Here is a 20,625-nt window from a genome sequence, read left to right as displayed (position 1 = left end):
CTGGTTCGCTGCCCCCGCCCAACGCATCAGGTTCCTGTATGAGCTCGGCATGGATAACCCCGGCGTCAAGGCCATTCGACCGCGTCGCGCATACCGAGGGGGATTCGCTCTAGCGACACGGATTGCGCCCACAGGGGTCCCGGAGCGCAAGATCGAAATTCATTTCTCACCGGGGTCGCCCGATGTGCCCCGCGTATTCTCAGATGGGCCTTCAGAGTCACCACACAGATACAGCGATTCGAGTTTGTGCATGTGGTACCCGTACGACCCGACAGATGCACGCTGGCGACCTGCGAACGGACCAGCTGCCTTGCTGGGACATATCGCCGCGCACCTCATCAAAGAACAGTGGTACCGCCAGACTGGAGACTGGCCTGGCGATGAAATCGGACACACCGCGATTAGTGCATTAGACGACGAACGAAGGACACGCCCACTGTGTTGAGCACCATCACGCCCGCGGTTTTGTTGACAAGTGCAGTATTCGCGGCGCTATTAACCGGCACCTTCAACGTCATCCTCGCGCGCAGAAAGAGCCGAGAGGAAGAACGCTCTCGGGTGCGCACAGTCTTTGCCGAGGCATTTGCCGCCTACGCCGGCTATAAGGAATATCCATACGTCATACGTCGCCGAAATGCCGATAAGCCGGGGGAGGAACGGGTGAGAATCTCAGAGCAGGTACGCCAAACGCAAGAACAAATCAGCTACTTTCTTGCCTGGACACAAGCCGAATCCAAACCGGTCGGCGAGACCTATGCGGCACTAATCCGGCAAGTAAGGGCCTCCGCTGGCATTGCCATGACGGAAGCATGGCAAGCAAGCGCGATAACGGAAGACGCCGATATGGCCATTCCAACATCACTAGTTGACCTCGGCGACTTGAGGCCCCGCGAGGCCGCGTACTCCCAGGCCGTTGAGAAACACTTGAACAAGCTAGCCCCCTGGGGGACGAAGTAGCTATCACCTTGGTGGTGTGCAGGGCGTTCGCTGAGACCGACTATGATCACCAGCGCCGAAAATGGCACGTAAGTTTCGGCTCAGGAGTCCTTGAAGATCTAACCAATTTTCAATCGCAGAAGGGCAACTGCTGCATGGATCCTAGCGCCGAGCGCTTGAGATCTCAAAGAAAGTCCCGGTCGATGTTGTCGCGACGAGGCAGGAGCCAGACACATTGTTAAGACCGTTAATTTCACTGCGCCATTGAATATTATGCTCTACAAGCTCTTCGTCCCGGTCCAGCCCAGGTCTTATGGGCGAATCCTTTGGTGAAACAGCTCTCCGATGAACAACGGACGCGAACCATACTCATCCGCGAGACAAACATCGCCTAAGGCAAGCACCCACAAATTCAACGACACAGAACACAGCTATACGGAAGCCCTACTGTCCAGCGTGACAGGGATGTTATCTCCGGATTAAGTAGGCAAACACTCGGTAGAATCTTGCCTGGGCAGATGCAAAAGTGGATCGTCCTGCATTAGGAATGGCGCATTTGCGCCGCAACGTTAATCGACAAACACCATGTCTTAGGAGGTTTCGGTGGCCCGTCTTTTGGTCTTTCTTATTGGATTGCTGGTTTCGTCAGTTGTGATGTCCATAGCCGCTCCAGAAGGCGTAGCCTTCGTAGTATCCAGCGGTTTGATGATTGGCTTCGCAATTCCATTGCTGGATACCTTGATCATCCAATTTCGGTTTTTGACGATGGTTTGGTACTCAATCCGCACTTGGCGGAGCCGCGTCCGCATCTCCGCTTCGTACCTTTTCCGCATTCGAGTTGACAATGAATACCTACTCGTAAAGGGGCAGCGGTTCGACCATTTTCAACCAGTCGGCGGTGTCTATAAAGCGCATCCGTCGTCATCGGGCAAGCGTAATGCCATGAAAATTCTAGACGACGACCTATTGACCCCGGATGCAGTCAGTAACGGCGATCTGCGGGTGCGTGTCCCCGGCAAGAAGTTAGTTCCATTCATACGGTGGTTCGAGTCGGAGGCCGGACGTGAGACAGACGGCTGGCGTGAGTTCTATGAAGAACTTATCGCTCCAGGAATCCTTTCCTCAGAGGCCTTCCGATACGTAAAGTATGACCGAATTGAACGTCTCTATCGTCCGATGAAATTCAGCCCCTGGGCAAAAAGTCAAGAAATTTTGATCGCTGACATCTTGGAACTTCTCCCAACATCTGAGCAGATTGTCCAATTGCAGGCATTAAAGACCCGTTCAGATCTCCCGATCCTATGGGCTTCTGAGGAGCAGATTCGCCGCATGGGAGCAGCAGATGGTGCATCCAGCCAAACTACCCGGATCGCAGAGACAGCGGTGTGGACGGTCGACGCCGGCGCATGAGAGCAACGCCCTTGCTTGTGCACTGTGCTAGATGGACTTGTTTAGAAGGAATCCGCATGAGTCATAACCCGGTAGCAGGTTCCAGAATGTTTTCTGGAGTCCTAACGGCTGGATGTGCACGACTCGCCATTCTGGCTGTGGCCACGGATATTGTTGATATCAAATTATATCGTTCGGTTTGGAGATAATAGTCTTCACCCTGGTTTCAGCGGCACCCCTGAGTAACACGCGGCGGTGGGAGTTGCTTTTGTTTTTGAAGTGGACCGATCGGGACCCTTGTGCCGTAACCCGCCAATGACCGAACGTGCCGAAGTGACGTTTGCCGGCGCCACTACGGCAGCGGCAACGTAGTAGCCGTTGGGCTTCGACTCATCGACTAAAACGTGGACACTGCAGAGTACTCGAAGACCATCAATCACCTTAGAAATGTGCACAAGAAGCCCGCGATCAGCATGCTCGGATATCAGCATGTATGAATGGGCCAACCTCAACTTTACCGACCCGCACCCACGGTGCCGAACTACATCGATGGATGCTCCGCTTTCTTGACTATAAGAACTGAATGCCGTGGAGATAATGAATGAAAATCCTTCCAGCACCCTATTTAAAGGAATCCGGAGTGCCAGCGGGGTCGGCTCAAGGTTCTCGCGCGGGCTTGGAGATAGATGTTCATGCACAAGCAGACTTCCGGCCACCAATGTTCGGAGCGAAGACCAATTCAGTCAATCGCGAGTTTCAGGACAATTAACTAACGCTGCCTTCCGTTGTAGCCTGATAGTCGGCATTCGACTCGGGATCTGGGGAGGACACAAGTGCAGCAGGGCAAGAATCACAAAATCGGGGCAGCAGGACATACCTATGTGAAGGCGCAGTTCGAGGAGCTTGGGTGGGGGGTAAACAACAATTACGAACACGACTTAGGCACTGACTTATGGGTCATTCCTCAGGATGAACGCGACGTCAATCTCCTTTCAATTGCTGGAGTCCAAGTAAAAACCAGCGCGGATAAAGGTCCTACATCCTATTTCAAAAAACCCGTAAAAGCCGCCGACGGATCAATTTCCGGCTGGTGGTACTACGACAGTGACAGCAGGCACTTCGACTATTGGACAGCACACGCAGCCCCCCACATCCTCGTGCTACACGATCTAAGCTCGAAGGAATCATACTGGGTACATATGGTCCCCGACCTCATAGAACCCACTGGTAAAGGGTCACAGATCTTCGTTCCTTCGACCCAGCTGGTGAATGCCGCGCACAACCGGTCCCTCATCGAAGTCGCGACTAGCAAAAGACCCGCCCCGCTGTGGGAGGGAAGCGCCTGGAATGAGGACCAGAAAATCCAGAAGGATCAACAGCTGCGGTATGCATTGCTAACCCCTAGGCTCATTGCACCCCATCAAAACGGCTTGCCCACGATTCTTGACCCTGAGCAGGCGCTCGCGTCTCTCGTCCTCCTTCGCTCGGAGGTGCTCGTAGGTCGTTGTCCGGCGCTCGAATCGGAAAATCAGTCGGGAATCTGGGAGTGGAAGTTTGTTGCGGCGCTTTCTGGATACCTCGTGGTAGATGATTCGGTCATCTTTGAAAGCATCTGGAAGGAAGCGACGCATACGCACCAGATTGCAGCTGCAGCATGCACGTGGGCGGCAGCCCTCATGGAACATGGGGAAGCTCAACATGCGTTGGAGGTTGTTGATGAAACGATTTTGAAGCTCAAGCATGAGTCCCCCCAAGACCATGCATGGTTGCAAGTTCAACGTTCACGGTGTCTCCTAGAACTGGGAAAGAAGGACACCGCCAAATCTGCAGCAATCAACGCATACTTGGCCAGGTCTTCAGCACCGGATGACCCCACCCTAACGGCTATATCCGGCGTCGCTGCGCTGATCCTATTCGCCCTGTCACCTCTCGGCGAGAAAGACGTGCGCCTTGCAATTTCCAATTCTGACACTCTCGCAGGATGGTGGCGCAATCAGGTTTCGACATTGGGCCTTGCTGCACATTTCGAGTCCGAGTTCACGGTTTGGTCGCGCGACCCCTCAACCACAATCAGCAGCAAGGACGTAGCCTGGAGTCATCTTCGTGCCGCTGCATTGTTGAGCAGTCTCATTGGTGATCAAAGCGCATGGCGTCATGCCAGCGGACGGCTGGCAAAGCTGGAACTCATGCGCAGTGATGAGCACTCAGCAGCAAGTGATGTTGCTGAATCACTTTCAAGGCTTCGTAGGTCTGGTGATCACAAGGCGGTCAAGAACTCGACCCGCAAAATCGTTCTGGATGGCCCAGCAATTTCAGCAAGGTTAGCAAGTGGACTGATTGATTTGGATCAATCAACCAGAACAACCTTGCAAGCTGATATGACCATGTTGGAAATGGCTGCCGATGTTCTGGAGCCCGGAGTCGCGGCAGCTGCCTCGCGCTGGTGCATAAATGGTCTTGGAGACATCGAGGCTTTCCACAAACTCTATGACCCGACTTTCTACGCACCCGCCAAGATCCTTGATCTCCTCGCCGCCATTGTTCATGTGTTGGACGACAGCGGCCGGCAGTCAGTTATGTCGTTCCTGGTCGCTCTGCCGCCACAGCCCGACCAGCTCATTGCCAGGGGCTATGCCAAGGTATTCAAGACACTCAACCGTAAAAGTTGGACCAATGATCAGGTGGTAGTGCTCGGGCATTGTAGAAAAGGTGACCACAATGAGTTGAGCGCTGAAATCGACAGAATCATGGCTTCAGCAAGGCCCGCATCTCGGAACGAACTCCTTCCCCGGATTCAAAATGGTGACATCACCGCACTTGTGGCATTCGGAGATGTGCGAGACCTTACCAAGGATGCACTTGCGGGCATGCGTGGGCATCTGGCCGTCAGAGTGCGTGGGCTTGTTCAGGAGGATGGGGCATACTCGTCTAGCACACCGGATCCTCTATATGTTCTAGCGCTGCTCAATAGTTGGCATCCTCTTCATGCAGACTGGCAACCAGTGTTGGAGATACTTGAAGCCGAGGCCGTCCATCCAAACTATTTGGCTGGGGCCTTGGAAAATATTGCGTTATCCCAAGATCTGAAATTTCCGGAACCAGAAAGGGCAGAGTCCGCTCTGCGACGCATAATGAAAGCCGATACTGACGTAACCAACGTTCTGATGCAGATGATCTCCCCAACGGACATACGGGGACTCGCAGCTGAAGCTCTTGACAGCATTTCTCCGGATTCACTATCCCCGGACGATCTTTGGCCCATGCTGCGTGGAGTCACAACATTGCAGGTTTCTGCAGTACGGATCCTCATTAAGTGGGGTCGGCATGAAGACTTCGGATTGCTTGTTGTCCTGTCCGGCGCTGAAGCTCAAGAAGTCAGGATGGCAGTTGCCTTGGGTTTAGCCGATTGGATATCGCGCGATGTTCTTGCGGACCGCGCAATGGCTCTCCTTCAGAGCATGCTCCAGAACACTGGGACACGACTGGCCATCAACGTGGCTCACGCTGCTGCTGACAAACCTGATGCGAATGCTTCGAACATATTGCAAGATGTGCTACGTGACTACCCGTCTGCGAGAGTCAGAAATTCCCTGAGTGCCTAGGAGCAAATTGAATCATTCCGGAATTCATCGCGTCACCTAGGGAGGGGCTGAAAACTAGGACATTTGGGGTCTAACGCAAATAACGGCACATATAAAATCTCGAAATTCTCCTACTGCAGAATCCGCTGAATAGGTCTCGGTGATATAGCGTCTCCGTCGCTAGGCGCGTTGTTTCCGAAAGCCCCGTCGTTAACAGGGATCGTTGGTGGCCGAGGCGCACATGTGCGAACGAGACCACGGCGCCGCTTTCATCCCTCGAGCGCGCCAACCTTGATCAAAATCTTCGAAGTCGCAGCCGAGTCCAGCGCCATGGCGAAAGCCGCCTCGGCCTCATGGAGTAGGAGGTCGTGGCTGATGCCCTGCGCCAAGAACGGGTGCTCGACCAACAATTCGACGGCCTCGTCCAGCTCGGTTTCAAAACGCTGCGAACCGAAGACGGTCAGCTCACTCAGTCCCAGCTCCGAGAGCGAGATCGAAATCTTGTCCTTGGGAAGGATCCCCGGCTGCACCACGGTTCCGCAGCGGCGCCGGCGGCTTCCACACTCACGTCATAGCCGAGCGATTCCGGACCTTGTCCCTGCAGGATGTTGAAGGTCTCATCAATGCCCATGGAACTGGCTATTTCAGGTGCACGCGGCTACAGATCGGAAATCGCCACCGATGCCGTGCCGCGCGGTTTCAACACGGCTGCGGTCAGAAGGCCGATCGGTCCGGCACCGCTGACGAAGCGGCGCGCTCCCTCGATGCGGTCCGCCGCCTTGTCGATTCCGTGTAGGGCAATGGCCTGCGGCTCGGCCAATGTGGCGGTGCACAGCGCCAACCCCTGGGGGCAAACGGCGCAGCTGTTTCGCCTGGGAGTGCAGCACCTCAACCAGCCCTCCCTAGGTGTGCGGCGTGGTGCCCGCACTGCCCAGAAAGGTGCCTCCCTGGATCAGGTGCATACCCGTTGGTTTTGCTCCAGGCTCGGGCAGGCGTTGCCGGGTGGATCGCCACGGCATCCCCCACGCGCCAGCCGGTGACGTCTTTTCCGAGCGCACGCACTCGCCCGACCACCTCGTGGCCTATGACCAGCGGTCCATAATTGCGAAAAGACCATTGCACCATGCTGCCAGTAGTGCAGATCCGAGCCGCAATTCCCGGAGCTACTAGGGATTCGGGATCTGCACAGCGCGCAGGTCCTTGGGCCCGTGCACCACTACGGCTTTCACCTCAACTACTGGATTGCCTATCTGGTCTGCTGGCATCAAGTATCGAGAACTTCTTAGAGAGCCACCGGTTCGCTCTGCTCCAGCATCCCGAGCTCATCGCGACGCGGCATGCCTTCCCAATCACCGCGAACCATACAGGCGAATGCTCCGGTGCGTACCGCCGTGTCCAGCCGCTGGTGAGGATCAAGTCCATTCAGCAATTCGGCGATATACCCGGCAACGAATGCGTCCCCGGCACCGACCGTGTCAACAACGGCCACCTTGATGGCATCTCGCTGGTAGTCGTTGCCGTCGATGAGCGCCAAGGCTCCGGCATCCCCCAGCTTGATGATGACTTGCCGTGGACCTAGCTCGGCGATCCGGCGGGCCAGCTCCATAGGGTCTTCGCTTGGCCCCACTGCGATGGCCGCTTCCTCATCCCCGGTATAAACAATGTCTGCCTTGGCCAGGATGCCGCCCCAGCTTCTTCTTCACTCCACAGTGCCGCACGGTAGTTCAAGTCGAAAAATATCAGCATTCCAGCGGCATTGCTGAGTAAGTTCCGCTGCGCAACATGGCCGAATCGTGCGAAGTCTCAAACCTAGAGTTCTTCTTAGTCTGCGGCATGGAACATGGCATCGATGGCGATTTGACCTCGTCCTACGACGCTTGAATGACCAGCCGTGGCCTGCAGCCGGTAGCGCTGTGCCCCGCCGAAGATTCCGCAGGCACACACGTCATCGACGAGCTACTCAGGGCAAAAGGCCCTTACTCGGTGGCGTCAGGGAACTGCGCGGCCAGCCGTTCCAGGGTGCGTTCCATATTGGGCCCGGTGCTCCGGGTGAAGCCCATCAGCCTCAGCAGCCATTGGTGCCGCACCCGGCTCGCGTCCCAGGTTTCGCTGACCAGCGTCCCGGACCCGACAGCTTCCAGCTCGTAGCGCCACCGATGCCCGCTGAAGTGCCGCCAGGCGATCTGCCGGTCTTGCTCGAATTCCACCACGGTATTGCTGATCCGGTACGGGACACCCAGGCGCATCTGCATGCCGAACTCGCTGCCCAGGATGAGTTTGCTTCCCTTCGCGTTCGAGGCCCGCACCGTTCCGGAGCCGTCGATGACCGGGTGCATGGCGGGATCCCTGAGCAGTTCGAAGATCTCTCGGGGCGCGGCGGCCACGAAGCGGCGGCGGGTTTGCAGATACGGGGATTCACTCATCAGCCCATCCTAGGCAGCAACTGATCCCGTGCCCGGCAGCCGGGCCTATCCCCAACGATATTGTTGTGCCATTCTTGGTTGACCTGCACCATCAGGAAGGGAAATCGATGAGCCACCGAAACGATCAGGACCTTGTACTTGGCCCGATGCTCCGCCACGTGGATTCCACCTCAGCCAGTATCTGGGTGGAGACAGCTCGGTCTTGCACCGTCGAGGTCCGTTGCGGTGAAGACACATGGCGTGCGCCGACTTTTGGTGCCCACGGCCACCACTATGCGTTAGTCGAGGTGACGGGACTGGAGGTTGGAAGCGTCAATCCCTACAGCGTGCATCTTCAGGGGAGCGCTGTCTGGCCGCGCGAGGATGGCTTCCCCGATTCCATGATCGCCACCATCGACCCCGCCAAGAATCCACGGCTGGCCTTCGGGTCCTGCCGCACCAGCATTCCGCACGACGCGGTGGGCAACCGCAAGCACGGTGTTGACGCGATGCGCGCCTATGCCCTGTCTATGGCGAGCCCGTCGCACGGACCCTGGCCGGATTTGATGCTCTTCCTCGGGGATCAGGTTTATGCGGACTCCACCAGTGATCAGATGCGCGAGTTCATCCACAGCCGGCGCGATATCAGGGACGACCCCGGGGCGGAATTGAAGGATTTCGAGGAATACGCACACCTTTACCAGTTGGCTTGGTCGGACCCGGCCAACCGTTGGCTTCTTTCCACCCTGCCCAGCGCCATGATCTTCGACGACCACGACATCCGCGACGATTGGAACTCCTCGCGCAGTTGGAAACAGGACATGGAGCAGACCAGCTGGTGGCACGAACGCATTGTTGCGGGACTCGGCTCATATTGGACCTACCAGCACCTGGGCAACCTCTCCCCCGAGGGGCGGGCTGCGGATCCACTGTGGCAACGCATCGCGGCCCACACCGGCCCCGAAGAATTAGATATCACTGCCGACTTGGACCGGTTCGCCGAGCGCGTCGATGCCGCACCGGAAGAATACCGCTGGAGCTACTGCCGCGACTGGGATACGGTGCGGCTGATCGTGGTGGACTCCCGTGCCTCCCGCACCCTCGAGCCCGAAGCGCGTGCCCTGCTCGATCCACCGGAAAATGCGTGGCTCGACGAGCACATGCAAGGCGGATTCCGCCACCTGCTGGTCGCTACCTCATTGCCCTTCCTGCTGCCCATGGGCCTGCATCATGTGGAAGCGTGGAACGAGGTCTACTCCTCAGGGGAACGCGGCCAGATCCGGGCGTGGCTCGGGGAACGACTGCGCCGGGCCGTGGACCTTGAGCATTGGGCGGCGTTCCAACAAAGCTTCCAGGACGTGGCCCGGTGGTCCACCGAGGTCGCCGATGGGCAGCGCGGCCCCGCTCCGCAGTCCGTCACGTTCCTCTCCGGCGACGTGCACTTCTCCTACGTTTCCGAAGTCGAGCGCGAGAACGGGAGCAGAATCCTGCAAGCTGTGTGTTCGCCCATCCGCAACCCACTGCCCCGGTTGATGCGCTACTTTGCCGCAGCCTTGGCCTTGGGACCGGCCGTTCCGTTCGGGGCTTGGATGGCGCACAAGGCACATGTGCCAGACCCGCCTTTTCGCTGGAACGGCATCAAGGGGCCATGGTTCGACAACAACCTAGCCATCCTTCAGGACACCGAAGACGGGCTGGTGGTCAGCTGGGTCACGGGGGTGGTTGAGCACGGAGACCACCTGAACCCGAGGCTGGAAACCGTCGTAGTGGCAGCGATCCAACCGCGCGAGAAATGACGCGACCGTCAGGTATCTCGGTGGGTCTCCACCATGGCTTCGAGGTGAGTGGTGACGTCAGCACGCTTGGCGTGCAAGAAAAACAGCTGCCGAACCATCGGCGGAATGACTAACCCGATTGCATCGGTACCGATAATAATGACGCCTTGCTCGTCTAACGCATCCATCATGGCCGCAGCCTAGGCGCTATGCCGGCGAGCTCCATGTTTCTTTAGCTTCGCATCGATACGACGGGTGAATTGAAGGACTAAGAGTTCCTGCGCTTTCCGTGGTCATTGCTCGCCTCCAGGAGTGTGGGATCCAGCAGAACTGCTTTTCATGTGAAACAGGGAATCGATTCATTTCATCGCTTTTCGGCAAATCCATGCGTGGAACGCATCACTGCGTAGAACGATCACGGATCCCGAGGCGACCTCAAGGAAAAAATCCAAAACTTCGCAACTACCGTTCTTGTACAACGGCTAATCCAGGAATCCGCGCAGCAGAGTCGCAGTGCCATCAAGATGTTCTTGCATCAGCTTCTTCGCGCTGGCTCCATCGCCGCGGAGGATGGCGTTCAAGATGTCCTCGTGCTGGCGGCTGGAGTGCGCGATATTCGGCTTCAGGAACGGAATCCGATCCAGCAGCTCGCTGGTTGCGTCGCGAGCCTCTGCAACCGCTTTTGCCAGCATGCTCGAAGCGGACAAATCGGCGATCATGACATGGAGCCGGGCATCCAGCGGCCGGTAGTTCGTCGCGTCGGCCGAATTGACGGCTTCGTGCGCCAGCATCAAATTATTTCGCTGGGTTGCAGTGAGCGATGCTCCCGCGGCCAATTCAGCTGCGGCAGGTTCCACGACCGATCTGAATGCAAGCACATCCTCAATGCGTGCACGGTCCGAACCATCCAATGGATTCTCATGCGAATTCGGATGAGCCGCAACAACCGTTCCGCCGTATCGGCCTCGCTGGACCTGCAAGTAGCCTGCGCTCTGCAATTCCGCCAACGAGTCGCGCAATGTTGCTCGTGAAACACCCAGGGCTTCGGCAAGTTCCCTCTCCGCAGGCAATTTTTCGCCGGGCGGGAAGACACCTAGCCTCATGGCGCGCAACAGTTGCCCGAGGGTCTCCTCGAAGACGTTTCCCCGGCGCACTTGCCCAAGGAACCTCATCCCATCCCGGGAATCCAATGGTTTAGTTTCGGCCATGATCTAAGAATGGCACACAATTTGGTTCAAGAAAACACCTTTCATTTTCTCTTACCAGCTCCATTTTCAAACTAACCTATTGACTTTCTTTCGTGACCCCTGCCACAGTTGAGCGCATGCAAAGGACTGATTTCAGTCCATTAGATTCAGGACTCATGGACCGAGGAAGCTCACATGACCAAGAATTCACACATCGACTACGCATCGGTCGACAAAGACTATCTACGACACAGGCAGCTCAAGAAAGGCGCCGCAGGTTGGGTCCTGCTTGCCGGTTTGGGTATTGCCTACGTCATTTCCGGTGATTTTTCAGGCTGGAATCTCGGCTTGGCCGCTGGTGGCTGGGGCGGATTGCTCATTGCCTTCGTGCTGATGGGCATCATGTACACCTGCATGGTATTCGGCCTGGCAGAAATGTCCTCGACGCTGCCCACAGCTGGTGCGGGCTACGGTTTTGCCCGCAGGGCCATGGGACCGCTGGGCGGTTTCGCCACCGGCATGGCAGTGCTCATCGAGTACGCCGTGGCCCCTGCCGCTATCGCCACCTTCATCGGCGGCTACATCGAGGCCCTCGGCCTGTTCGGAATGACCAATTCGTGGCCCGTCTACCTGGTCACCTACATTGTTTTCATCGGCATCCATATGTGGGGTGTAGGCGAAGCACTCAAGCTGATGTTCGGCATCACCGCTATCGCCATTGTGGCGCTGGTAGTCACCGTCTTTGGCCTGATACCGCACTTTGAGCCAAGCAACCTCTTCGACATCGTGCCAGACGGTTCGGCCGGTTCCTCAGCCTTCATGCCGTTCGGCATTTCCGGAACCCTTGCCGCGCTGGTCTTCGGCATCTGGTTCTTCCTCGCAGTAGAGGGTGTCCCACTGGCAGCCGAGGAATCGCAAGACCCGAAACGCGATATGCCCAAGGGCATCATTACTGCAGTCATCTTCCTGGTCTTTTCCGGTGCTGCCATGCTTATCCTGGTGCCAGGCGTCGCGGGCGCCGAAGCCATGAGCGTCTCCGGCTCCCCTCTTCCCGAAGCGCTGCGCGAAGCCTACGGGCAGAATTCGGCGCTGGCGAACTTCGTGAATTACGCGGGCCTGGCAGGATTGGTGGCCAGCTTCTTCTCTATCGTCTATGCCTACTCCCGGCAGCTGTTCGCCTTGTCCCGTGCCGGCTACTTGCCCCGGGTCCTCTCCCTGACCGGCTCCCGCCATACACCATGGGTGGCCCTGCTGGTTCCAGGCACCATCGGATTCATCCTGGCAGCAGTCATCCGCAATGGCGACCAGCTGATCAATATCGCGGTCTTCGGAGCCACCGTCTCCTACGTGCTGCTGAATCTGAGCCACATTGTCCTGCGGATCAAGGAACCCGACCTGCCCCGTGGGTATCGCACCCCGGGCGGCATCGTCACCACGTCCATTGCGCTGGTGCTTGCTCTCATTGCCCTCATCGCAACATTCGTCGTGGACATCCTCGCCGCAGGAATCACCGCAGGAGTCTTCGTCCTGGCACTCGCGTACTTCTGGTTCTATAGCCGGCATCGCCTGGTTGCCAGCGCGCCCGAAGAAGAATTCGCCATCCTGGAGTCCGAAGAAAATGCCCTGAAGTAAACCGGACCCAGGCCACAGAACCACACCCCGACAATCGAAGGAACATTCTCCATGCAAGACATCCAAGAACTCGTCAAGGCCGCCAAGAACGAACGCATGCTGAGCGTTGAACAGCTGACCGAGGGCATCCGCACCGGAGTCTACGATTCGGTCATTCTCGCCTTCACCGACATGCAGGGCCGGCTCCAGGGAAAAATCGTCCACGCGCAGTTCTTCCTGGACACCGTGCTGAACCACGGCACCGAAGCCTGCAACTACCTGTTGGCAGTGGATACCGAGATGAACACCGTGGAAGGCTATTCGCTGACCAGCTGGGACACCGGCTACGGCGACATGGAGTTCGTGCTGGATTACGACACCATCCGCCCAGTCCCGTACTTGGAACGCACCGCACTGATCCAGACCGACTTGGCCACCACGGACGGACGTCCGGTTCCAGTGGCCCCGCGGTCCCTGCTCAAGGCGCAGCAGGAGAAAGCCGCTGCGCTGGGCTTGCGCGCCATGGCAGGTACGGAACTGGAATTCTTGATCTTCAACGACTCCTACGAAGATGCGCAGCAGCGCGGCTACCGGAACCTCACCCCTGCCAACCAGCACAACGTGGACTACTCGATCCTGGGCTCAATGCGTGTCGAGCCGCTGCTGCGCGATATCCGCAACGCCATGTACGAATCGGGCATGATCGTCGAATCGGCCAAGGGCGAGTGCAACTTCGGGCAGCACGAGATCGCTTTCAAATACGACGACGTGGTCACCACTGGCGATAACCACACCTTCTACAAGCTCTCGGCCAAGCACATGGCCTCGCAGCGCGGGCAATCCATCACCTTCATGGCCAAGCCCAACCAGCGCGAAGGTTCCAGCTGCCATATCCATATGTCGCTGCGAAAGCTCGACGGATCCTTGGCCTTCTGGGACGAAGCCCGCGGAGAACGCACGGAGATGTACAACCACTTCATCGCCGGAGTCTTGGCCACGATGCGGGAGTTCACCCTGTTCTACGCCCCGAATATCAACTCCTACAAGCGTTTCGCCAAGGGGTCCTTCGCGCCTACCGCCGTTGCTTGGGGCCTGGACAACCGCAGCTGCGCGGTCCGGCTGGTGGGCAAGGGATACGGCGCACGCATGGAGAACCGCCTGCCGGGAGCGGACGCCAACCCGTACCTGGCCATGGCCGCCATGCTGGCGGCCGGTCTCTACGGCATGGAGAAGAAGCTGGAGCTGCCCGAGATGGTGACCGGAAGCGCCTACGACTCCGGATCCCAGCATGTGCCCCAAACCATGGCCGAGGCCCGAGAGCTCTTCGCGAACTCGGAAATCGCCAAGGAAATCTTCGGCAAGGAAGTAGTGGAACACTACACCCGCTACGCGGACGTGGAAATCGAGCAGTTCAACGCGGCGGTCACCGACTGGGAAGTCTCCCGCGGTTTCGAACGCCACTGATCACGAAGGACAACGACAAGTGAACTATCCATCGGACCCAGCAGCGCAGCGCAGGCCGCGCATCGGGCTGACCACCTACTGGCAGGAAGCCAAATGGGGTGTCTGGGAAAGTACCGCGGCCATTGTCCCGGGCAAGTACATCATGTCAGTGGTTGCAGCCGGTGGTACGCCAATGCTTCTTCCACCGGTTGCCACCGACGCATCCGTCTTGGACGTTCTGGATGGGCTGATTGTCATCGGCGGCGTGGATGTGGATCCTGCTAGCTACGGGCAGCAACCTCATCCGCGCACGGCGGCGCAACCCGAGCGGGACCTGCACGACATGGCTTTGGCCGCCGCCGCGCTGGAGCGGGCCGTTCCGCTGTTCGCCATCTGCCGTGGCGCCCAGGTGCTCAACGTGCAGCAGGGCGGAACCCTGAACCAGCACCTGCCCGATGTCCTTCCGGATGCTGCCGAAAAGTACCAGCCAGCTCCCGGGGTCTTCGGCACAGTGGATTTCACCACCGCGCATGGTTCTCTGGCGGAGCAGATCCTGGGCAACCAGGCCAGTGCTCCGTGCTACCACCACCAGTCCCTGCAGGAGGTAGCCAAAGGTCTGGAGGTCACCGCCCGCGCCAGCGACGGGACGGTGGAAATCGTTGAAATGCCGCAGGCCCGAGGCTGGGTTCTGGGCACGCAATTCCACCCGGAAGAGAACTTGGAAGATATCCGGCTCATGCAGGCTTTCATCCAGGCTGCGCATGACTACGCCACCAGCAAATCTATTTCGACACCACAGGAAGCGCTATGAGCACTGATACCGCAGTGAAAGACACCTTTACCGTGATCAACCCGGCGACTGGGCAAGCAGTCCAGGACGTCGCGCTGGCTGATACCGCGCAGGCGGATGCCGCAATTGCCCGGGCCTCCGAGGCTTTTCCCGCCTGGAGCCAGGTCGCTCCTGCTGAGCGCGCCGCGCTGCTGCGCAGATTCGCGGCCGCAGTAGACCGCGATCTGGAGAATCTGGCCCAGCTGGAAATGCTCAATGCCGGGCACACCATCGGCAACGCCCGCTGGGAGGCCGGAAACGTCAGGGATGTGCTGAACTACTACGCAGCAGCCCCGGAACGGAACTTCGGCAAGCAGATTCCCGTCGCAGGCGGAGTGAACGTGACCTTCCACGAACCGCTGGGTGTCGTCGGGATCATCGTTCCATGGAATTTCCCCATGCCGATCGCGGGGTGGGGATTCGCCCCGGCACTGGCTGCGGGCAATACTGTCGTGCTCAAGCCAGCGGAGCTGACACCGTTGACCGCCATCCGCCTGGGCGAGTTGGCCCGCGAGGCCGGTATCCCCGAGGGTGTCTTCACCGTCATCGCGGGCAAGGGCTCGGTAGTCGGCGAGCGCTTTGTCACCCATCCTGACGTCCGCAAGGTGGTTTTCACCGGTTCCACCCAAGTGGGCCAGGGCATCATGCGCGGATGCGCGGACCAGCTGAAGCGTGTCACCTTGGAGCTGGGCGGCAAGAGCGCCAATATCATCTTCGCCGATGCCGACCTCGAAAAGGCGGCCGCCCGGGCACCGGGTGGTGTCTTCGACAACGCCGGACAGGACTGCTGCGCCCGCTCCCGGATCCTGGTGCAGCGCAGCGTTCTGGATGCGTTCATGGAGCTATTCACCCAGGCCGTCGCGGCGGTTACTGTCGGGGATCCGAGCGACGAAGCTACGGTGATGGGCCCTTTGGTCTCCGCCAAGCAGCTGCAGACGGTGTCGTCCTTCCTGCTCGATGAGCAGGGAAATCCCCGCAATGATATCGCCTATCAGGGAAAGATCCCGCAGGGCGGGGGCTTCTGGTTCCCGCCTACGGTCGTGGTTCCCGAAGATCCGCAGGACCGGATCCTGCGCGAAGAGATCTTCGGACCGATCGTTGCGGTGATCCCATTCGAGGATGAGGCCGATGCTATCCGCATTGCCAATGACTCGGAGTACGGGCTCTCCGGATCCATCTGGACCCGGGATGTGGGCCGCGCCCTGCGCGTGGCCCGCGCGGTCGAGGCCGGGAACCTGTCGGTGAACTCCCATTCCTCGGTGCGCTATTCCACTCCTTTCGGCGGCTACAAGAAATCCGGACTCGGCCGCGAGCTGGGACCAGATGCTCTCGAAGCCTTCAGCGAAGTCAAGAACGTCTTCATTGACACCGAAAGCTGATTTACCGCAAAGCATCATCCAACTAAAACAAATCACTAGCAAGGAGAACCATCAAATGAGCGAAACTGCCCCGTACAACGGCTTGGTCACCAATCGGCTTGCCGGACGAGTCGCCACTATTACCGGCGGAGCCTCCGGCATCGGGCTGGCCACGGCCAAGCGCTTGGCCCATGAAGGCGCCAAGGTGGTCATTGGCGATATCTGCGCCGAGGAAATCGGCCAGAAAGCCGCCGCGGAAGTCGGCGGGCTTTTCGTCCGCACCGATGTCACCAATGAGGAAGACGTCAAGAACCTGTTCGCCACAGCCAAGTCGACCTACGGTTCGGTGGATATCGCATTCAACAACGCGGGGATTTCCCCGGCAGACGACGCTTCCATCCTGGATACCGGCATCGACGCCTGGCGCAAGGTCCAGGAGGTCAACCTGACCAGCGTGTACTACTGCTGCAAGCACGTGCTGCCGTACATGCAGGAACAGGGCCGGGGCTCAATCATCAACACCGCGTCCTTCGTCGCTGTCATGGGTGCGGCAACCAGCCAGATCAGCTACTCGGCTTCCAAGGGCGGGGTGCTGTCCATGAGCCGCGAACTCGGTGTCGAGTTCGCCCGGCAGGGCATCCGGGTCAATGCGCTTTGCCCCGGCCCGGTAAATACCCCGCTGCTAAAGGAGCTCTTCGCCAAGGACCCGGAGCGAGCAGCACGTCGCTTGATCCATGTGCCGCTAGGTCGCTTCGCAGAACCGGATGAGCTGGCAGCGTCAGTTGCCTTCTTGGCATCTGATGATTCCTCGTTCATCACCGCGAGCCAGTTCCTCGTTGATGGCGGAATCGCCGGCGCTTACGTCACTCCCCTATAAACGGCCTAGAGCATCGAACGGTCGGAGGTGAACCTGAAATTTCAGGTTCACCTCCGACCGTTCGTTTCGGAGCCGAGGGCCCCGGATGCTTCCTCTAGGTAACGCCTAGCCCTCGACGCGCTGCACCTTGCCCACCAAGAAGACGTAGGAGAGTATTCCGACCGCCGCGATGACCGTCATGTAAATGAACGCCGGACCGAAGTCCGTGGCCGAGACCAGCAGACCAATCACGATTGGGGTGGCAATAGAGGACAGGTTGCCGATGAAGTTGAACATGCCACCGGTCAAACCAATCAGGCGAGACGGTGCCAGTGCAGATACCAAGGACCAGGTAATCGAAGCCAGGCCATTGCCGAAGAAGGCAATAGACATGAAGGTGATGACCAGTGCGGTGCTGTCCGTGAAGATTGCACCAATCATGCTCATGGAGAGCAACAGCCCGGTGATGATTGGCAGCTTGCGGGAAGTACCCAGGCTCACCCCACGCTTGAGCATGAGGTCAGAGAGAACACCACTGATCAGTACACCGGCCAACGCCGCGATGAATGGAAGCGACGTCAGGAATCCCGTCTTGATGTAATCCATCTGACGGTAGGTCACCAAGTAGGTTGGGAACCAGGTCAAGAAGAACCACAACGTGGAGGTCAGGCAGAACTGGCCAATATAGATTCCCCACAGCTTCTTGCGTCCCAAAACCAAGGCAAAGTCAGCCTTGCTCAGCTTCGGTGCAACCGTCTTGGCCTTCTTGCTGCCAAGGTCAACAAGTCCGCCGCCCTCGCGGATGTACTCGATTTCAGCGGCATTGGCTCTCTTGGAATCCACCGGATTCCGGTACATGACGAACCAGATCAGGCCCCATACGACGCCTACCGCACCGGTAACCACGAAGACCCAGTGCCAGGTCAATGCATGCTGAAGCCACAGCAGGACGGGGGTCAGCAGCGCGAGACCTATGAACTGGCCAGAGGTGTAGAAGCCAATAGCGGTGGCGCGCTCACGTTCAGGGAACCAGGCAGTGACCACCTTGTTGTTGATTGGGTACGCAGGGGCTTCGAAGCCACCGACAGCCATTCGCAACACGATCAAAGCAATGAAGCTTCCGGCCATGCCCATGAAGATTGTGGCCACCGACCACAGCACCAGGCAAATTGGGTACAGCAGACGAGGCTGAACTCGGTCTACCAGCCAACCGCCCGGTAGCTGCATGGCCGCGTAGGTCCAGCCAAAGGCAGAGAGCAACAGGCCTTGCTGTGCTGTGTCCAGGCCGAATTCCTCGGAGATCAACGGCGCTGCAACCGAGAGGTTTGAACGATCCATGTAGTTGATTACTACGGTGAGGAACAACATGAAGGCTACGGCGTAGCGCGTCTTTGTAGCTTTGCCAGCACTCTTGAGTGTTGCAGCTGACGACAGTGTCGACTGAGACATACGATTTACCATTCTGCGAAGGATCCGTCCTTGTGACGCCAAATTGGGTTGCGCCAGCGGTGACCTTCAGCTGCGCGTTCAATGACGTACTCTTCATTTACATCAATGCCCAGACCCGGACCTTCAGGAATGGCAACCATGCCATCCTCGTAGGCGAAGACCGACGGATCGTTGACGTAGTCAAGGAGATCGTTGGATTTGTTGTAGTGGATTCCCAGGGATTGTTCCTGGATAAATGCGTTGTATGCACCGGCATCGATCTGCAGGTTCGCGGCTAGAGCGATTGGGCCAAGTGGGCAGTGCAAGGCGACTGCAACGTCATAGGCTTCAGCCATCGCCGCAATCTTGCGGGCTTCGGTGATGCCGCCACAGTGCGAGGGATCCGGCTGGATGATGTCCACCGCTCCGCTGGCCAAGACATCCTTGAAGTCCCAACGGGAGAACAGCCGCTCGCCCAAGGCAATCGGAGTACTGGAATTGCGCAATGGCTCCAGCATGGAGTTCACGTTTTCACTGAGTACCGGTTCTTCGATGAACATCAGCTTGAATGGTTCTAGTTCCTTGAGCAGGACTTTAGCCATTGGCTTGTGCACTCGGCCATGGAAGTCAACGCCGATGCCTACGTTCTCGCCTACTGCATCGCGGACAGCCTGAACGTTCTCCAAACACCCCTGAACCTTGTCCCAGGTATCGATGTACTGGAGTTCTTCGGTGCCGTTCATTTTCACTGCAGTGAAGCCACGTTCAACAGCGGCCTTCGCGGCGGCTGCGGTATCCGACGGGCGGTCGCCGCCAATCCATGAGTACACGCGGATCTTGTCGCGCACCTTGCCACCGAGTAGCTCGTAGGCAGGAACCCCAAGGGCTTTGCCCTTGATGTCCCACAGCGCCTGGTCGATGCCGGCCAGGGCGCTCATCATGATGCCGCCACCGCGGTAGAAGCCACCGCGGTACATTACCGTCCACAGGTCCTCGATGTTTCGCGGATCCTGGCCGATGAGGTAATCCGAAAGTTCCTCAACTGCTGCGGCAACAGTGGATGCGCGGCCTTCGAGTACTGGCTCGCCCCAACCGACAATTCCCTCGTCGGTTTCGATCTTCAGGAACAACCAGCGAGGTGGCACCATGTACGTGGTCAGTTTTGTAATTTTCATGCAGACTTCCTCATCTCATGGATCGTTTGGTAGGCAGAGACAAGATTGCCTGCCCTCGTTTTCAGGTCTTCAAGGCTTCGTCCGGACTTGTAAAGGGAGGAGCCAATGCCAAAACCTGTGGCTCCGGCTTCCAGCCATTGCGCCATGTTCTCCTCGTTGATGCCCCCGACAGGGATCAGGCCAATGCCGGAGGGAATCACAGCGGTCCACGCCTTGAATCCCGCCAGGCCTACTTGCTCGGCAGGGAAAATCTTGACGTTCTTCGCTCCGGCTTCAATGGCGTCAAAGGCGTTGCTCGGAGTAGCAGCACCTGGGAACGAATCCATGCCCAGCGCCACCGTTTCTTGGATAACCCGCACGTTGGTATTTGGGGAAACAATGATTTGGGAGCCCGCCTCGTGGCACGAGCGAACTTGGTCTACGGTGAGCACAGTACCTGCACCAACTACTGCGTCTTCAGGTAGCGCACCGCGTAGAATTTCGATGCTCTTCAATGGCTCCGGGGAATTCAGCGGTACCTCCAAAGACCGAAAACCGCTGGCATAGAGCGCTTCACCAACGCCTTGAGCTTCTGAAGGACAAAGGCCTCGCAAAATGGCTACGAGTCCGGCAGCCTTCAAAGTTGTCGTCAGTTCATTCACGGCAAAACCTTTCT

The 20,625-nt window shown here is 58.2% G+C and carries 19 protein-coding genes and 1 pseudogene; 10 read left to right on the top strand and 10 right to left on the bottom strand.

The features are described 5' to 3' along the window. The first annotated feature begins 49 nt into the window (after positions 1-49). The 4 genes from AC1Z36_RS04460 to AC1Z36_RS04445 all read left to right on the top strand — a co-directional run bounded on the left by AC1Z36_RS04460 (position 50) and on the right by AC1Z36_RS04445 (position 5,927). Positions 50-445, top strand: a complete 396-nt coding sequence (locus AC1Z36_RS04460) for a type II CBASS E2 protein (RefSeq protein WP_483561742.1) — start codon at positions 50-52, stop codon at positions 443-445. After that, positions 442-957 carry a hypothetical protein gene (locus AC1Z36_RS04455; RefSeq protein ID WP_483561741.1) on the top strand — a complete coding sequence of 172 codons (516 nt, stop codon included), beginning with the start codon at positions 442-444 and terminating at the stop codon, positions 955-957. The genes AC1Z36_RS04460 and AC1Z36_RS04455 overlap by 4 nt, the downstream gene beginning before the upstream one ends. Before the next feature lie 582 nt (positions 958-1,539). Further along, positions 1,540-2,346 (top strand): SMODS-associated NUDIX domain-containing protein, encoded by an 807-nt coding sequence (locus AC1Z36_RS04450; RefSeq protein WP_483561740.1) that lies wholly within the window; start codon positions 1,540-1,542, stop codon positions 2,344-2,346. An 812-nt stretch (positions 2,347-3,158) separates the two neighbouring features. Next, positions 3,159-5,927 (top strand): DUF4365 domain-containing protein, encoded by a 2,769-nt coding sequence (locus AC1Z36_RS04445; RefSeq protein ID WP_483561739.1) that lies wholly within the window; start codon positions 3,159-3,161, stop codon positions 5,925-5,927. Between the two features lie 248 nt (positions 5,928-6,175). Here AC1Z36_RS04445 and AC1Z36_RS04440 read toward each other — a convergent pair whose 3' ends face one another. The 5 genes from AC1Z36_RS04440 to AC1Z36_RS04420 all read right to left on the bottom strand — a co-directional run bounded on the left by AC1Z36_RS04440 (position 6,176) and on the right by AC1Z36_RS04420 (position 8,329). Next, positions 6,176-6,439: a hypothetical protein gene (locus AC1Z36_RS04440; protein ID WP_483561738.1), complete on the bottom strand. Its 264-nt coding sequence runs from the start codon at positions 6,437-6,439 to the stop codon at positions 6,176-6,178. A 125-nt stretch (positions 6,440-6,564) separates the two neighbouring features. Next, a complete protein-coding gene (locus AC1Z36_RS04435) occupies positions 6,565-6,726 on the bottom strand; it encodes a hypothetical protein (protein WP_483561737.1) in 162 nt (53 codons plus the stop codon). A gap of 68 nt (positions 6,727-6,794) precedes the next feature. Then, complete coding sequence (locus AC1Z36_RS04430) at positions 6,795-7,031, bottom strand: alcohol dehydrogenase catalytic domain-containing protein (RefSeq protein ID WP_483561736.1); 237 nt, start codon at positions 7,029-7,031, stop codon at positions 6,795-6,797. Between the two features lie 157 nt (positions 7,032-7,188). Continuing rightward, a complete protein-coding gene (locus AC1Z36_RS04425; RefSeq protein ID WP_483561735.1) occupies positions 7,189-7,533 on the bottom strand; it encodes a carbohydrate kinase family protein in 345 nt (114 codons plus the stop codon). Positions 7,534-7,882: 349 nt separating this feature from the next. Further along, positions 7,883-8,329, bottom strand: a complete 447-nt coding sequence (locus tag AC1Z36_RS04420) for an SRPBCC family protein (protein ID WP_483561734.1) — start codon at positions 8,327-8,329, stop codon at positions 7,883-7,885. Between the two features lie 107 nt (positions 8,330-8,436). Between AC1Z36_RS04420 and AC1Z36_RS04415 the strand changes: the two genes are divergently transcribed. Next, positions 8,437-10,104: an alkaline phosphatase D family protein gene (locus AC1Z36_RS04415; protein WP_483561732.1), complete on the top strand. Its 1,668-nt coding sequence runs from the start codon at positions 8,437-8,439 to the stop codon at positions 10,102-10,104. A gap of 20 nt (positions 10,105-10,124) precedes the next feature. Here AC1Z36_RS04415 and AC1Z36_RS04410 read toward each other — a convergent pair. Continuing rightward, a pseudogene (locus AC1Z36_RS04410) lies at positions 10,125-10,334 on the bottom strand (IS110 family transposase); the annotation flags it as partial. Between the two features lie 231 nt (positions 10,335-10,565). Beyond that, positions 10,566-11,291, bottom strand: a complete 726-nt coding sequence (locus AC1Z36_RS04405; RefSeq protein ID WP_483561731.1) for a FadR/GntR family transcriptional regulator — start codon at positions 11,289-11,291, stop codon at positions 10,566-10,568. Between the two features lie 174 nt (positions 11,292-11,465). Between AC1Z36_RS04405 and eat the strand changes: the two genes are divergently transcribed. The 5 genes from eat to AC1Z36_RS04380 are packed head-to-tail and all read left to right on the top strand — an operon-like array spanning position 11,466 to position 17,388. Next, positions 11,466-12,902 (top strand): ethanolamine permease, encoded by a 1,437-nt coding sequence (gene eat, locus AC1Z36_RS04400; RefSeq protein ID WP_483561730.1) that lies wholly within the window; start codon positions 11,466-11,468, stop codon positions 12,900-12,902. A 51-nt stretch (positions 12,903-12,953) separates the two neighbouring features. Further along, complete coding sequence (locus AC1Z36_RS04395) at positions 12,954-14,345, top strand: glutamine synthetase family protein (RefSeq protein ID WP_483561729.1); 1,392 nt, start codon at positions 12,954-12,956, stop codon at positions 14,343-14,345. 19 nt (positions 14,346-14,364) lie between these two features. Next, complete coding sequence (locus AC1Z36_RS04390) at positions 14,365-15,135, top strand: gamma-glutamyl-gamma-aminobutyrate hydrolase family protein (RefSeq protein ID WP_483561728.1); 771 nt, start codon at positions 14,365-14,367, stop codon at positions 15,133-15,135. Continuing rightward, positions 15,132-16,532, top strand: coding sequence for an aldehyde dehydrogenase family protein (locus AC1Z36_RS04385; RefSeq protein WP_402741509.1), 1,401 nt, complete (start codon positions 15,132-15,134; stop codon positions 16,530-16,532). Before AC1Z36_RS04390 ends, AC1Z36_RS04385 begins: the two co-directional genes overlap by 4 nt. A gap of 55 nt (positions 16,533-16,587) precedes the next feature. Beyond that, positions 16,588-17,388, top strand: a complete 801-nt coding sequence (locus AC1Z36_RS04380) for a 3-oxoacyl-ACP reductase (RefSeq protein WP_402741508.1) — start codon at positions 16,588-16,590, stop codon at positions 17,386-17,388. 105 nt (positions 17,389-17,493) lie between these two features. Here AC1Z36_RS04380 and AC1Z36_RS04375 read toward each other — a convergent pair whose 3' ends face one another. Genes AC1Z36_RS04375 through AC1Z36_RS04365 form a run of 3 tightly spaced genes read right to left on the bottom strand, consistent with a single transcriptional unit; the run spans position 17,494 to position 20,611 of the window. Further along, entirely contained in the window at positions 17,494-18,816 is a 1,323-nt protein-coding gene (locus tag AC1Z36_RS04375; RefSeq protein WP_105662120.1) for an MFS transporter, read from the bottom strand. Positions 18,817-18,821: 5 nt separating this feature from the next. Further along, on the bottom strand, positions 18,822-19,970 hold the full coding sequence (dgoD, locus tag AC1Z36_RS04370) for a galactonate dehydratase (protein WP_013350471.1): 1,149 nt from the start codon (positions 19,968-19,970) through the stop codon (positions 18,822-18,824). Next, positions 19,967-20,611 carry a 2-dehydro-3-deoxy-6-phosphogalactonate aldolase gene (locus tag AC1Z36_RS04365; RefSeq protein ID WP_443453573.1) on the bottom strand — a complete coding sequence of 215 codons (645 nt, stop codon included), beginning with the start codon at positions 20,609-20,611 and terminating at the stop codon, positions 19,967-19,969. Before AC1Z36_RS04365 ends, dgoD begins: the two co-directional genes overlap by 4 nt. Between the last annotated feature and the right edge of the window lie 14 nt (positions 20,612-20,625).

Source organism: Glutamicibacter sp. BS14 (assembly GCF_056934375.1).
This window is presented reverse-complemented; position numbering and strand designations above follow the sequence as displayed.